14 protein-coding genes are annotated in these 14,693 nt (G+C 34.2%); 4 read left to right on the plus strand and 10 right to left on the minus strand.

Translation table 11 applies throughout. From position 1 onward, the window contains the following. Positions 1-124 precede the first annotated feature (124 nt). The 3 genes from ACLTBU_RS06005 to ACLTBU_RS06015 are packed head-to-tail and all read left to right on the plus strand — an operon-like array spanning position 125 to position 1,967. A complete protein-coding gene (locus ACLTBU_RS06005; protein WP_412218113.1) occupies positions 125-523 on the plus strand; it encodes a tetratricopeptide repeat protein in 399 nt (132 codons plus the stop codon). 12 nt (positions 524-535) lie between these two features. Continuing rightward, positions 536-1,429 (plus strand): DUF5685 family protein, encoded by an 894-nt coding sequence (locus ACLTBU_RS06010; protein ID WP_412218115.1) that lies wholly within the window; start codon positions 536-538, stop codon positions 1,427-1,429. Between the two features lies 1 nt (position 1,430). Then, entirely contained in the window at positions 1,431-1,967 is a 537-nt protein-coding gene (locus ACLTBU_RS06015; RefSeq protein WP_412218117.1) for a hypothetical protein, read from the plus strand. 45 nt (positions 1,968-2,012) lie between these two features. On the opposite strand, the gene ACLTBU_RS06020 is transcribed toward ACLTBU_RS06015, so the two are convergent. From ACLTBU_RS06020 to ACLTBU_RS06035, 4 genes are all read right to left on the minus strand, one after another. Further along, positions 2,013-3,932: a DUF4838 domain-containing protein gene (locus tag ACLTBU_RS06020; RefSeq protein WP_412218118.1), complete on the minus strand. Its 1,920-nt coding sequence runs from the start codon at positions 3,930-3,932 to the stop codon at positions 2,013-2,015. A 250-nt stretch (positions 3,933-4,182) separates the two neighbouring features. Beyond that, positions 4,183-4,323, minus strand: a complete 141-nt coding sequence (locus tag ACLTBU_RS06025) for a hypothetical protein (protein WP_177668545.1) — start codon at positions 4,321-4,323, stop codon at positions 4,183-4,185. Between the two features lie 59 nt (positions 4,324-4,382). Continuing rightward, positions 4,383-5,981 carry a glycoside hydrolase domain-containing protein gene (locus tag ACLTBU_RS06030; RefSeq protein ID WP_412218120.1) on the minus strand — a complete coding sequence of 533 codons (1,599 nt, stop codon included), beginning with the start codon at positions 5,979-5,981 and terminating at the stop codon, positions 4,383-4,385. Positions 5,982-5,994: 13 nt separating this feature from the next. After that, a complete protein-coding gene (locus ACLTBU_RS06035; protein ID WP_412218121.1) occupies positions 5,995-7,473 on the minus strand; it encodes a CehA/McbA family metallohydrolase in 1,479 nt (492 codons plus the stop codon). A gap of 327 nt (positions 7,474-7,800) precedes the next feature. Between ACLTBU_RS06035 and ACLTBU_RS06040 the strand changes: the two genes are divergently transcribed. Continuing rightward, entirely contained in the window at positions 7,801-7,962 is a 162-nt protein-coding gene (locus ACLTBU_RS06040) for a hypothetical protein (protein WP_412218373.1), read from the plus strand. A 375-nt stretch (positions 7,963-8,337) separates the two neighbouring features. Here ACLTBU_RS06040 and ACLTBU_RS06045 read toward each other — a convergent pair whose 3' ends face one another. From ACLTBU_RS06045 to ACLTBU_RS06070, 6 genes are all read right to left on the minus strand, one after another. Next, positions 8,338-8,550 carry a VanW family protein gene (locus ACLTBU_RS06045; protein WP_412218374.1) on the minus strand — a complete coding sequence of 71 codons (213 nt, stop codon included), beginning with the start codon at positions 8,548-8,550 and terminating at the stop codon, positions 8,338-8,340. 93 nt (positions 8,551-8,643) lie between these two features. Continuing rightward, positions 8,644-10,467: a family 10 glycosylhydrolase gene (locus ACLTBU_RS06050; RefSeq protein ID WP_412218122.1), complete on the minus strand. Its 1,824-nt coding sequence runs from the start codon at positions 10,465-10,467 to the stop codon at positions 8,644-8,646. 175 nt (positions 10,468-10,642) lie between these two features. After that, complete coding sequence (locus tag ACLTBU_RS06055; RefSeq protein WP_177668554.1) at positions 10,643-10,885, minus strand: YgjV family protein; 243 nt, start codon at positions 10,883-10,885, stop codon at positions 10,643-10,645. A gap of 59 nt (positions 10,886-10,944) precedes the next feature. Beyond that, positions 10,945-11,121: an HTH domain-containing protein gene (locus ACLTBU_RS06060; RefSeq protein ID WP_177668555.1), complete on the minus strand. Its 177-nt coding sequence runs from the start codon at positions 11,119-11,121 to the stop codon at positions 10,945-10,947. Positions 11,122-11,262: 141 nt separating this feature from the next. Then, positions 11,263-11,757 (minus strand): GNAT family N-acetyltransferase, encoded by a 495-nt coding sequence (locus tag ACLTBU_RS06065; protein ID WP_412218124.1) that lies wholly within the window; start codon positions 11,755-11,757, stop codon positions 11,263-11,265. Between the two features lie 331 nt (positions 11,758-12,088). Then, a complete protein-coding gene (locus tag ACLTBU_RS06070) occupies positions 12,089-14,656 on the minus strand; it encodes a beta-N-acetylglucosaminidase domain-containing protein (RefSeq protein WP_412218126.1) in 2,568 nt (855 codons plus the stop codon). Positions 14,657-14,693: the final 37 nt, after the last annotated feature.

Raw genomic sequence — 14,693 nt, forward strand, 5'->3', positions numbered from 1 at the left:
TTATTTGCATTTATTTTATACCCTTTTTGTGCACTGTGCTACACTTTTTTATATAGTATTTATGTAATTTAATTGCTATAATAGAATAAAATAAAAAAGATGTATGAATAATGAGGTGATTTTTTTGTCTTCCACTTACGAAGAAGTTTATGATTTAATCCGCTCTAAGGAGTTTAAAAAAGCAGAAAAGCTCCTTTCACATAGTTCAGTCAAAGACGATAAGTGGCATTTTTTATATAGTAAAATTCTCATGCACAAAGCTTGGTTTGATTCTGCAAAATCCCATCTTGAAAAGGCTATTGCACTTAATCCAAGTAATGCAGTTTATCAAAACCACTTAGCCAAACTTATGGCAAGAGGAGGTCGCTACAGTGATGATTATTACAATGGGCGACATTATAGAAAAAACACTGGCTGTTGCTGCTGTTGCTGTGATGATTGCTGCAATTTTAGCTGCTGTGATCTTATTTGTTTGGATACTTGCTGTGAATGTATGGGCGGGGATCTGATTAGCTGTATTTAAAGGAGGCTCTACATGTTTGGTTATGTTACACCCCTTAAAGAAGAACTCAAGGTACACCAGCTTAACGCTTTTAAAAGCTACTACTGTGGACTTTGCCATCATATTAAAGGGAATTTTGGTCAGCTTCCTCGTATGGTACTTAATTATGATCTAGTAGCAATGGGGATGTTACTAGATGGTCTAAGTCTTGACAAAGCCTATCTTCAAAAAAGAAGCTGTCTTGTACACCCTGGAACTAAAAAGCCCTTGATAGTACGCAATGAGGCCCTTGACTATACCGCTTCTATGAATGTGGCTCTTGTTTACTACAAACTTCTAGATGATATGCAAGATGACCGTAGCCTTAAAAGCGAGGCACTGGCAAAATTACTCGCTCCTTATAAAGCAAAATTCAAACCAGAGGTTCGTAAAATAAATCATATGATAGAAATCCATCTAAAGCAGCTCTATCAACTTGAACAAACTGGAGGCTTTGAATCTATTGATGAAATCTGTCATCCTTTTAGCTTAATTGTAGGGAATATACTTAAAGAATATCCTTATATCTTGGAAAATGATAGTCCTAAGTTAAGGGAAAAACTTTTTGACTTTGGCTACGCCCTTGGCAAATGGATTTATATGTTAGATGCTCTAGATGATCTTGAAAAGGATATGGCTAAAAATAAATTTAACCCTATTTGCCAGCTTTATAATACAGAACATCTTACTTATGAAACGCTCATTAAAAAAGTTAAAGATCCAATTAGCTTTACTATCTTAAATTGCGGGTATAACTGTCGCACATTACTTAATGAACTGCCTCTTAAACGTCATAAAGCTATCTTACAAAATATTATTAATCTCGGTATGATGGACCGCTATAATAAAGTTATATCTCCTTGTAAGCATTGTAAAGGAGGAAAGTAAAATGACAACTAAACAACTTGTTACAGGCGCTCTGCTCTCTGCCTTAACCCTTGTCGCTTTATATTTTACTTTTCTCCTTCCAACTAATACACTTACGTTACTTACAATTACTTCAGTTATGGTACCCATTGCACTTATCCGTGGCAATGTCAAAACTTCTTTACTGGTTTATATAACTTCTAGCATACTTTGCCTCATTCTTATGCCACTTAATATTAGTGTACTTTATATTTTATTTTTTGGCATATACGGTCTACTCAAGTACTTTATTGAAAAGCTCAATCACCTATCATTTGAATGGATACTAAAATTAGCCTTCTTCAATAGTGTATTTTTTATTGGTTTTAAATTTATAAAAACGCTTATTAGTCCTCACGCTTTTGATGGGCTCGGAATACTTGCTGAAAAATTTATTCCTAATGTACCTTATGGTGACCTTCTTATTTTGATTCTATTAGGACAAATTGTTTTCATCCTTTATGATTATGCTTTAAGTCTTCTCATTGACACTTATTACAGTTACTTTTCCAAGTACTAAAAAAGGCTATTGCACTAAGCAGTTAGTGCAGTAGCCCTTTTTTCTTTAATTACTTCTTGTAAAATGACTCGCCCAGCGTCCTATACTAAGTATTCTAAAGCCATCAAATCCTCTTTGCATTTCATCTTCATGTCTATTAATATAATGTGCAAACTCACTCCAGTATGCATTAGCTTTTTCTGTTTCTCCTTTTGCCTTAGCTGATAAAGCTTTTGCAAATAACTTGGTGTACTCTAAATGATAAAGGATATACTTCCAAGATAAATTCTCTGTTATATGTTCATGATTTTGATGTGCTAAGGCTACACTTTCAAACTTATCAACTACTTCACAAACTTTAATAACCTCTTCTGAGTATGCTTGATTTAAACCACCTGATTCAAGTTGCCAGTAATCCATATCGAAGATATCTGATACCTGCATGAGATACTCTTTTACAAGCCCCCATCCCTCACCAAAAGCATATTTAAAGTAATCTCTCGCTACCTCTTCAAATTCTGCTTCTACATTCCAAAGTGTTCTACCCATTACATAGTTTGGCAGAGCTGTAGGGAAGAAAGTACGTTGTTGTTGACAGCTTAATAAGCCATTAAGCCCAAGGTTACGCAGATTTTTAACATCTTTACTAATGATTCTTGAAATCTCATAGTAACCTGCATCTCCATAGTGAGAACGTCCTAGATGGTAGTCAAAGTCAAAGCTATCTCCATCAAAACATGCTTGCCACTCCTTAAGAATTTTTAAATAATTAGTAATTGTATGTGGTAATGTAATCTTATTTAAAGCAAAAGGTTTAAGTTCTTCTTGTACTTCTTCTACATCTTCAAAGGACTTAGTGAAAGTTCTAGAAATTGGTGCAAACATCATTACAAAGCGCTCTGGATGATGTAATTTTTCCTTGATTGGCGTCCATAAAAGTTCAAAATAAAGTAAGAAAGCTATCTTATTGTCTAATCCTTCTGCACTTAATTTCTCATCTAATACGTTAAGAATCTGTACATACCAATCAGTTGGTGTAAGCGTCTTACATCTTTCACATTCACAATGATTATTAAAAGCATCCGCTACCCATACATGAATCATATCTGCTTCTTTATGTGTTTTAGCATAGTTTACAATGCCATCTGTAAATGCTTCTTGTACTTTAGGTGATGAATAACAAAGATTGGTGTTAAGTGGAACATTCCCATAAAACTCTCTTTTTCCATTAATAAGAGCTAGGCATTCTCTTTGCTCATCTGTTAAAGCTATCTTCTCTGCATCCCAACCACGTCCTGGTACACCAATGGCTTCACATGTCCATCCATGACCTACTGCATGATAAATAAGACCTCTTTTCTTAATTTCCTTTACTAATCCTTCTGTAAATTCTTCTGCCATTTCATCATCAAAAAATTCTTTTTGTTTAAGTGGATTCTCTGCATGTATATACCATTGTTTAAAGAAAGAGTAGGCATGCATAAATTGAATAAAATAACTATTGTAACCTAATTTGGGTAGCCATTCGATCATATCTTTTACATTATCATATGTATTAGACCCCTCAATTACAACACCTCTATGTCTAAGGGATGCTATTTCTTTAAGTTCAACATTCATATCTTCTAATGCTTTATGTATCAGTACTTCCCCATCTTTACAAGGTCTTAACCACCTACATCCTAACTCCGTTAAGAAACGATAAACACCTATTAGAATACTTCTTTCATTTGTCCCTGTAATAAATCCATTACCTTTTACGATTGCTATAGCAATACCATCATCTAAAGCTTTATCTTGTACCTCAAAGTTTACACCTATTTGATCATCACTACCTAGCCATATTCCTTGTAAAGCTTTATCATAACTTGATTTTTCTACAATTTGAAAGCAATCCTTACCAGTCACTAGAGTTAAGTATTTTGCTAATTCTCTAGCACTATATTTTATGGTTTCCCCATTACCTATTCTATAAATCATCTGCATTGTTTAACATCCTCCTTATACCTTCTATACAATTGATTCAATTATATAAAAAAACAAGTATAATTTCTAGCCAATTTTAATTTATTTAATTTATTTTTATAATTAATTCTTCTTCCTATACTTTCATTATTTTTCTCTGCATTTTTATCTCTTTATCTATTAAAAATAAAAATTTTTCCTAATGTATAATAAAAGGTAGGTATACCGCACAGAATTTATTCTATACAGTATACCTACCTTTTTTTAGTTCTTAATGATTGTTTGCACTGTTTTTATTCCAATGTTTTTTGAAATCTGTTGCTTTTGTTCCTGGATCCTTTTCAAGCCCACTTCTTTTTCTGCTTTTTTGTGAGCCTTGTTGTGGAATATCAAACTTAGTTGCTTCACCCATGTTGTCTGTCACCTCATTTATTAGGATTACTTTTTTAGGGTGTGCATTAGGCTAAAGATTTATGCTTCTAATAAGCGCTTCTTCGTTTTTCTATAAAGACTGATATCTGTCTCATAATCTTTATAACTTCTAACTAAAGTGTTTACAATTTCTTTAGCTAATGCTTCATTTTTATTTTTTAATTGTTCAATAAGGTATAAGTCCTCAAAGCCTATACGATGTGCCTCTAATCTTGTTGTAGATAAAGGCATCAAATCACCTGGGTACATCACACCACAGTCACCTGCTGGAAGCTGTGCACTATAATTAAGTTTAAAGTTCGTATAGTCTTCTTGCCCCATGCATACGCAAGACTGCTTATAAGGATTTACAGCGAACCAATTACCACCCCAGTGTAAGAATCCTTTAACAGGATAAAGGCTATTGGCCCATTCAATAAGTACTGGCCTTATTCTTTCCATATCTAACAGTCTATTAAGGTATGGACCTGTTGGCTCAAGGCAAGTATATACCCATACTTCCTCTCCCTTTTCTACACGATCTCTATAAAATTCAAACTCTTTTTCATAACAGTCTAATGTAGGGCACCATATATCCATAGCTCCTACTAAACTTTCAGTTGCCTTATTAGCATCTAAAACTTGAATACCCGGCATCGTCTCATTAATAATGGTTGCACCTCTATGATAAACGTTTGCACTTTCATCAAGTGGCTCATCAAAGAAACTTTGAATCCATCTATTCTCTAAGCCTTTTTCTTTAATATATTTATAAAGCTGAGTGGTCATATTTCTAAAGTCTTCTTCTCCTTCACCTGGCATAATACGTTTTGAGAGTATAGTCTCTGCCTCAGTTGCACACCAATCTCCATCTTTACGACCACATAAATTAGCCCCATTTAGCCAGTAAAGCTCTGCTTCATCTGCAAGTCTTATAAGTGTACTTAGTTTTTCTTCATTCAGAACTGGATGCTGACTTTCATTTAACTCAAAATAAAGATCTGCTGGTAGCCAAACTATATTCTGTCTAGCATATCTTGCTAATTTAAAATAAGAAAGTACTAAGTCTTCCCACTCTTTAGACCACATTACTACTTTATGAAAAGCACCTATATTCCTCATATTAATCCAGTTCACATACTTATGTGTTGTCTTATTACTTGGCATAACTTTAACTTTCTTAGCTTCTACAATAAAAGTAAGCTTTTGAGTGATACCTTCTACTGTCACATAGATTTCCCATTTATTTTCTACATCTTCTTCCACTTGTATAGCTTCCCTAAAGGCCACAGCTACGCTCTGCCCTTTACTTACGGCTAAATTTCTAATAGGCTGTAAGACTTCATATATCATAAAAGGTGCCCTTCGAATAACATAAGGATTATACTTACCATCAAATCTTTCTGTACGTGTTATAAGTCCTGTATTATCTTCTACTGGTACAGGAATAAGCTCAAAAAGTTTATAGCCTTGATGAGGTCCTTTTACTTCAAAGCTTACCATCTGTCCTGCTTGTAGTCCTGAAATCACCATATGAACACCTGCATAAGTGCCAGATGCTCCGCTTACTCTATAAACCTTATCCCCACTTTCTGCCTTAGTATCTGGATAAATTGCTTCTAATTCATCAAAGAGTCCTACTTCAAATAAATTTGCCATTTTTTATTCCCCCTTACATTTCATAAATATAAATATTACCAATTGCTACAATACCTTCTTCTATTGCATTTAAAGCTTTAATCTTAACATAACGTGCCTTAATCGCCTCAAAGCTCCTATAATGTTCACTTCCATAGTTTCTAACACGTCCGCTTGCTACTACTTCATACCCTTCTTGCTCTTCTTTACTTACTTCATAGCAATAACCATCCATAAGCTTAGCTAGCGCCTCTTTATCTTCATAAGCAATATAATTTTTCCTATAACCAATCCCTATAAGTTCCTTTTCTTCTCCTAAGTCAATAATAATTTCTCCGCTTGTTTCTTCTGATTCCCAATAAGTCTTTGTGTCTGGATTTAGAATTTCACAGGCTTTACAGGAGTCTTTTTCAGAAGATGCATAAATGACCTTCATGGCTTCAGGTCGTATACGTCTTCCCTTTACTGCTTCCACTTTTTCATCAGGCTTTCTTCCTGTCCAGACTGGTGCACTCCAAGCTTTTTTCCCCTCTTCATTAACTACCCTCAAGAAGAAATATCTTGCCGTTTCACTCTCTAATGTAACGTTCCATTTCATATGGAAATCTTTTCTTTCACAAGATGCTACCACCTGACCATAATCTGAAATAATCTCTAAACGCTTAAAGGCCCCTCCCTCGTGCGGTTCTTTATGTAAAACTTCTACTTCTATATGATACGTATGGTCCTTTGGACTTAAAATACTTCCCATAATTCGTCCATTAACTGCAAACTCCACCTGGAAATTCTTATCTTGTACTGCGTAAACATGACGTTTTCTAAAAGCTTCTATAATATGCGCTCTAGTAAGTGACTCAGCTAATACAACTGTTCTATTTTCAAAACCACTTAACCAATTACCACTATGAGTATCTGTAGTTGCATAAGGTGCGAACTTCCACCCTTTATCTAGCGCTATCGTATAAACAAGTTCATGAATATGATTATAGGCACTTGTTTCATTAGAAGTTTCCATACCCACGATATAATCGTCTATGCCATCTTCATAGACTCCAAATTCGTCATACGCGTTCCATATCTTATCTGTAGGCCAACTTGCTTCTTGTGGGTGATTATAAAAAGCAATAGCCCCTTTATGCTTCCTAAGCTTTTCATAAAAATCTTTAAAATCTGTTGGATATCCTGCTTCTACTAAAAGGGCATCTGTCCCAAATAGATTAAGTTCTCCTCCATTTACTACTGCCACACCATCTTCATCTCTAAACTCCTCACTATAACCTGATTCATAAGAGGCAATCCCTACAAAAGTTTCATCTGTTACTTCATCTGCTGCCTTTAAAGTTTCCATCCACTTTTGCATCGTTATAGATCCTTCATGATCCGAAACCGCTAAGAAATCACCCATTTTACTTGCTTTAGCCCACTCAAAAGCTTCTTTTGGTGTCCCCCTTCCATCTGAAAAGCCTGTGTGCGTATGTAAGTCACCATAATAATGCTTCAACCCTGTTTTCATTCCATTCTCACCTCTAGAATATTTTTAATTTAATACAAAACAAAGCCTATCTCATCCTTATCCTATAGAATAAGATAGCCTTTGTCTAGCTAAATTAATTTATTTTTGTCCTAATACTTCTCTCTTTTTTCTTAAAAGCTACATTCATTTTATTAACTAAATTTGTATAACCCCTTAAAGCCTCTATAAATGCTTTTGAGTTTAATGTTATTATGCCCTTATTGGTTTCTTCATTATTTGTTACAGACTCTCCATTATTTGAATAAATCCTCCCCTGTATGACTACATAATCTCCTGACTATATTAATTAGCTCCACTTACTCTAATATTTGTTCGCTACCGCTTACAACTATTTCTGTAGATGTAAATACTATGGCAGAAGCATGCGTTACAACGATGCTACATAAAATTAGTACACCTGATTTTAAACTAGGTAGAAAAATTATAAACTGCACCCTTATCTCAGGTGACTCCGTAAAAAAATTATAAAGCATATTTTTAGAAATACGGAAAATACTAAGAAGGTATACAAACTTTTTAGGAGGTTGCAAAATGAGCAAAAAATGTAAAGATAATGGATGCAGTTGCAGTAATCCAAAAACTGGTAATACAAAAGGTCATATTTCTTCAAAAGCAGGTATTAAAGATCCAGATTCCAAATAAGACAAAAAGAGTATATAGGTCTCTAAAGTCCTATATACTCTTTTCTATTCTCCACATAACTTTTATCGTACATAACCTTTGCACGATTTTTTATTATAAGTTCTTCTTTTAATAAGTTTCCTGTTGTTTTATCAAACTGTCTTCTATAAATCTCATTATATCTATAAATACCATCTGCTTCTTCTTTAAAGTAAGCTTCTCTTATCCAACTTCAATCATAAGCTGAAATGTATTATCTGTAGTATTTGTAAATCTATAGTCTAGGTAATTATAATGAATAGATGTCCCTGTCCCAAAGGGAATCTGCCTACCGTAATCTGGAAATAAATCTAAATTGCCATGATGATGATGTTCAGTAATAGTAAGGGGACTATGTAAAATCATCCAATGAATTAAATTACTAAATTCATACAGTTCCTCTTTAAAATCTCTTTTTGAACTGAAATCTTATAAGTCAATGGACTCATCTCACAAAACAGCTTACTCACCACCATCATCTTCTTTATATTAGTTTGATAAGATGCTTACAATTTTTTGTTTACTATTCCAGTCTACTGAGGCCCCTAAGTTTTCACTAATAAAACGAATAGGCACCATTGTTGTTCCTTCTATCATTGTTGGAGCAGTTGTTAAGCTCTTTTCATTACCGTTTGCCCATACAACTTTACTTCCTATTACAAGTTTGATTTCTTCACCATCTTTTGTAATAGTAATCATTTTTGTTTCTTTATTCCAGTCTACTAATGCTTTTAGATTCTCACTAATCACACGTAATGGTACAAGAGTTGTTTCATTTCTAATAACAGGAGCTACTGGAGGTACAATAAGCTTACCATCTAGTACTAGCTTAATTTCACTACCCACTGGAATAGGTGCTACATAGTCACTACTTAACCATCCTGCAGTTCCATCTGCTAATACTGCCTTATACCATCCTTGTGCCTCTCCTGTAAGATCCACAACTGTATCACTATGTACTTTCCCTAAACTTGTATACTGTGTACCTGGTCCACTTCTTATATTCAGATTATTCCCTGTCACTATTCCTTTTAAATCGACTGGTGTTATCTGTAAATCTTGCGGAAGCTCAGGCAGTTCCGGCTTAGTAGGGATTTCTGGAACGCTTGGTTCCTCTGGAATATTAGGGATCTCTGGTGTACTTGGTACTTCTGGTATACTTGGTATTTCTGGTATCTGCACATCACCTGTATAGTAGGTACGAATTTGATCAGCTACACCTTGTCTATTATTTAGTAAATCTTTTAGGCTAAAGTATACACTTCCTTCTACCTGCTTATAGCGCTTATTAATATCGAGCTGCTTTGTCAGCTCTTTTGCAACAGTATCTTTATAGATACCTTGTCCTATGTAGAGTTTTACGTCTGTCCCTTTTACTTCGTTGGACCACCAGCTAACAAGTGTTTCATAGTTTGCTGTCTTATGTGTTGTCTCCCAATAAATTTGTGGTACTACATAATCAATCCACTCATTTTGAATCCATGTCCTTGTATCTGCATATACCGTATAGTAAGACTGACTTCCCCCTGTAGCTGAACCAGTAGGATCTGTATTATTATTTTTCCATATTCCCATTGGACTAATGCCAAATTCTACTTCTGGGTCTACTTGTTCAATCACTTCACTTACACGTCTTACCATCTCATTGACATGTTCTCTTCTGCTATTGGCTACAACACCATCTGGCCCTTCTCCGGCTGGAAGTGGATAACCTGATGGATAGAAATAATCATCAAAATGAATACCATCTACATTATAGTTTCTAATAATTTCTTCTATTGTATCTTCTATATGTTGTTTAACACCTTCTACTTCTGGGTTATAGTAAAGTGCATTATTATAAGTCATAACCCATGATGGATTAAGTCGTGCTGGATGCCCCTCACTTAGAGCACTTAAATCTGTTCCTGAAGATGTAATGCGATAAGGGTTCAACCACGCATGAATTTCCATTCCTCTTTTATGAGCCTGCTCAATCATAAACGCTAATGGATCGTACCCTGGGTATTTCCCCTGTACTCCTGTTAATACATCTGACCACGGATTAATAGTTGAATAATAAAGTGCATCAGCCTTTGGCCTTACTTGTACCATCACTGTATTAATCCCCATATCTTCTAATTCGTCAAGCTTCTGTATAAACTCTTCTTGCTGCATAGCAGCATTATCTTTTACTTTTGGAAAGTCAATATTACTTACTGTAGCAATCCATACTGCACGCATCTCTTCTTTATATTGCTTAGCAAATGTCTGGCTCCCAGCTAAATTTCCCATTAATATGACCATCAATAGCATTGCTATTACTTTTTTCATAACGCTTCTCCTTTATGTAATATAAATCTCCTTATAGTTAAGACGTATTTGCTACTTTTTATGTTCCTAAATCTACATTTTTACCTTATTATTATATACCAAATGTTACATTATTTTCAAATAGACAAAAATAACTATAACGAGGTATAACTTTCATAGAATAAAAAAAGAGTACTTATGTACTCTTCTTCCTGTTTTCAGTATTTAATTTATAAAGGTGATATAAATTAATAAATACAATAATTAGATTAGCTACAGCTACTGGATAGGCATGTACGAGTAACCCATAGATTACAAATAGTAGACATCCTATAGAATTAATAATTCTGAGCTTCCCAACATCTATCATTAGCAATGAAATAGCAATAACTGCTGATGCTGCATAACCTATCCATTCAACTAAAGGAATACCAAACATCTAAATCATCCTATCTTCCTATGATATAGTCTGTTTTAGTATTCGATATCTTATTATTTTTATTCACATGTATAGTAGCAACGTTTTGGTGAAGTAATAACGTCTTCTGATTTTAAAGTTTTAATAGCTTTATCGATTTCTTTCTTGTCTATCCCTAAGTTCTCAGCAATCTCACCTGCTTTCATAGGCTCTGCATTATTCTTTAAAAGCTCTAATACCTTATCTTTTGTTTCCATAAAAAACCCTCCTCATTACATATACTTTCTATATAATTTGAGCATATCTTATTAATAATTTATTGTCAATAATAATTATTGACTATTATTCAAATCATTCTATAACTCTCCAATTACTTTTCTTTTAACTCTTCATCTGGTCTACTTCCCCTTCTGAACAACTCTTTCATTTGAATCTATATACCTTATCATGACTAAGCAAGGATTAGCTTCTCCCCATAGAGCGCTCAGTACCTCCAGTTTTTTAAAGCCCATCTTTTTATAAAAAGCTCTTGTTTTTGCATAATGTCTATCTGGATGGCTTTCGTCTAATGTTTTCACCTGTAAAAATGTTATTCCCTTATCTAAGCAGAACTTAAAGCATTCTCCCATTAGCATTTTGCCTATACCTTTACTATGATATTCTTCCTTGACCCCCATGACATACACTTCCGCTGCATCTTCACTATGCTGTTTAATAGCTATAAATCCTATAGTCTTTTCTTCTTCTAGCACTGCCCAAAAAGGCATGTTGCTACTCTCTTCAACATATTCCTCTGTGGATTCAGGAATTCCAAACCAAGCTGGTAAACCCTCTAATATCTCTCTTGAGATTTGTTTCTTTACCTTACTCTCTTTAATTTTTTCAATATACATCCTAATCTCCTTACAACCTAATCTGTATGTATCTCTATGCGCTTCATTCATTACTACCTTCTAAAAGCTCATTAAGTACTATACCAACTTTATCATTTAGTAAAATTTTATAATGTCTTTCTTTTATAAAAATCATATCTTCTGATATGATTTTTACACTATATGTACCATTTTTAAGTTAATAAAAATATCGTATAAGGTATAGTTTGTATAATCTTTAAAACTCTTTCTTACCTTTTACTTTAATGAATCTTTATTTGATAGACAACTTAGAAAAAATGTCTTGTAAAAACCATTTATAATGGTCTATTACAAGACATTTCGCTCCTATTTATCTTAATCCTTTTGAAGTTCTAACACTTGGGAGATAATTTCTAGAAGTTCTTTCTACAAACACTCTATCTCCTTCTATATTAAGGCCTGTAAAGATTACTTGGTCTTCACCTTCTACAACTTCTTTAGAAACCATGATAGCTTCTTTATCTTCTAATGTATTATAAATCGCGATAACATCGCCTTTTTTCACATTATGAATCACAACACGCCCCTCTGCTGAAAACTCAATTTCTGAAGGTAATACTTTTCTAGATTGATCTGGATAAGCCTCATCAAAGAGTTCAAATGCATAAATACGTGTATGCCCATTGCCATTTATACTTGTTTGAGCTGGTTCAATAATTTGTAATCGTACATATCTTGCATCTGTTGCATCAAAGAGCATATGTGTTACTTCATTTGCTGCATTATCTACTACTTCATCTACTACTTTGAAGTTCTCGCCATCAATACTTGTTAAGATTTGGAACTCACGAGTATTCCACACTTGTGTTTCTTTTGCCTCATGATGCCCACAGTTAACAACACGATATTGTTTAATATTCTTAACTTCTTGTAAGTCTAATGTAATGTATGGGTGGTAATCTCTAGAGCACCATTTACGACCAGCGATTTGGCCTGTAATAACATTCTCACATGCTTCATACTCACTTGCATCTCCTGTACTTGTCACAGTTACACCAAGTGAACTTAAAGCGATGTTCTTTTTATCATAATGTAATGTAAGCGGTGCATTTTCAATACCCACTGCTACAGCGACTGTTCCAATTATCTCTCTTACAAACGGTTTAATAACATGTGTTGCTACATCTACAACGAAGTATTGTTCTCTGCCATCTTTAAAGCGAAGTACTTTGCAGTCATCCATTGCATGAAGATCACTTAATGCTGCTTCATTGTAAAGTTCTACTTTAAGTGCATCTTTTACTCTATACGCTTCTACAGCATGAATAGCATTTTGTCCTGCCTGAGCTGCAAGCTTAAATGCTGCTACGAATGGTGTAAGCTCTTCTACTAAACGTTTATTTTCACATTCAGACATAATAACGTCTGCACATATTTCCATTTCTTTAAAGTTCGCAAGAAGTCTTTGGGCATATTCCGTTACATCTGTTCCATTTGCTACACCTTCTTGAAGTGCTTTAACATCTTCTTTTAAGTACCATGATTCATCAAACAGGAAGTCACCACTTACCCCTCCATCATCTAAAAGATAACAACTGTTAGATGCAAAAATTTCTAAAGCATGTGCAACTTTTTCCGGTGCAAGTGCTCTAAAAGATGCTTTAAAGCTTGCAGTAGGGTCAAATGCTTGTGTATTCCAGTTATGGTCTGCAATACAGAAAAGTGCTTGTTTAGAAGCTTGTGCTTGATTCATAGGGTTTGAGAAGAACCCATTTACATTATCAATATCTGAGCTTAAGTTTTCAATTTTACCCATTAACATTTTAGCATCACAGTAATCATTTACTGGGTAGTTCCACCAAATAGATAAGTTTTTATCTGACTCAATTGTACGTTTTGGGGAGTCACATTGTTCTCTTGAGATATTTGACATTGTTGCCGCACCTGTCCACATGATCTCTACATCATTATGTAATGTTTCTACAAATGGTTTGAAATAATCAATCATAGATGGACCCCATGCTTCACAGTATCTTGTTCCTACAGTAATAAGTGGTCTAATATCCCCTTTAGCCTTAATAAAACGATCATCAATGCTATTAATAAAATCTGCTTGGTCTTTTCCATTTGGAATACCACCAATATCATCAAAGAGGATACCAAATTGACGTACTCCTAAACCATAAAGTTGTTCAAATTTAGCAAGTGCTGAATTTAAATCTTCTTCAGATTTAAGATCAATTGTATCCCCTGGATGAATGGTCCACATAAAGCTTAAGTTATGTTTATGGCCTGTTGCTGCAAGTTCAGCGATTTGCTTAGCCTCTGCTTCTGGATATAAATCTCTCCAGTGTTTTCTATGATATGGGTCATCTTTTGGAGCGTAGATATAAGTATTCATTTTATACTCTCCGCCAAATGCCATAAGGTCCATACGATCTTCATGTGTCCAAGGGAAACCATAGAATCCTTCAATGAACCCACGATATAAAATGTTTGGATAGTCTTGTATCATACATTTTTTAACATTCATACCCTGTACTTGGGTAAGAATTTGATGTAAAGTTACTACACCGTAATGAAGTCCTTCTGCATCACATCCAACGATAGCAACTTGTGCTACATCTTCTCCATCTATTACAAGTTCATATCCTTCAAATTTAGTAAACTTATGTAATTCTTTACTTGTAATTTTACTTATATCCGCTTCATTTACAGATTCTGTATAGGCTAAGTATAAATTTGTTTTTCCCTCTACAAGTTCACCTGAAACGCTATAAGCTAAACCTTTTTCTTCTAATACTTCTTGAAGTTTATTCCATGTAGCATCTTTTAAATCTTTTGGTATAACTACATTGATCTCTGTTGTAAGTTTTACTTCTCCCCCTAGATTAGTAAGCTGCTGAGGTACTGGGAAAATTTCATAAATTTTAGTCATATTAACCGTCCTTTACCTTTGTATATATTTACTAATT

Source organism: Zhenhengia sp. (genome assembly GCF_046966505.1).
GTDB lineage: Bacteria > Bacillota > Clostridia > Lachnospirales > Cellulosilyticaceae > Zhenhengia > Zhenhengia yiwuensis.

Coding starts and splice junctions, on each gene's coding strand:
- ACLTBU_RS06010 (WP_412218115.1), top strand. CDS start 536: ATGTTTGGTTATGTTACACCCCTTAAAGAAGAACTCAAGGTACACCAG.
- ACLTBU_RS06015 (WP_412218117.1), top strand. CDS start 1,431: ATGACAACTAAACAACTTGTTACAGGCGCTCTGCTCTCTGCCTTAACC.
- ACLTBU_RS06020 (WP_412218118.1), bottom strand. CDS start 3,932: ATGCAGATGATTTATAGAATAGGTAATGGGGAAACCATAAAATATAGT.
- ACLTBU_RS06025 (WP_177668545.1), bottom strand. CDS start 4,323: ATGGGTGAAGCAACTAAGTTTGATATTCCACAACAAGGCTCACAAAAA.
- ACLTBU_RS06030 (WP_412218120.1), bottom strand. CDS start 5,981: ATGGCAAATTTATTTGAAGTAGGACTCTTTGATGAATTAGAAGCAATT.
- ACLTBU_RS06035 (WP_412218121.1), bottom strand. CDS start 7,473: ATGAAAACAGGGTTGAAGCATTATTATGGTGACTTACATACGCACACA.
- ACLTBU_RS06050 (WP_412218122.1), bottom strand. CDS start 10,467: ATGAAAAAAGTAATAGCAATGCTATTGATGGTCATATTAATGGGAAAT.
- ACLTBU_RS06055 (WP_177668554.1), bottom strand. CDS start 10,885: ATGTTTGGTATTCCTTTAGTTGAATGGATAGGTTATGCAGCATCAGCA.
- ACLTBU_RS06060 (WP_177668555.1), bottom strand. CDS start 11,121: ATGGAAACAAAAGATAAGGTATTAGAGCTTTTAAAGAATAATGCAGAG.
- ACLTBU_RS06065 (WP_412218124.1), bottom strand. CDS start 11,757: ATGTATATTGAAAAAATTAAAGAGAGTAAGGTAAAGAAACAAATCTCA.
- ACLTBU_RS06070 (WP_412218126.1), bottom strand. CDS start 14,656: ATGACTAAAATTTATGAAATTTTCCCAGTACCTCAGCAGCTTACTAAT.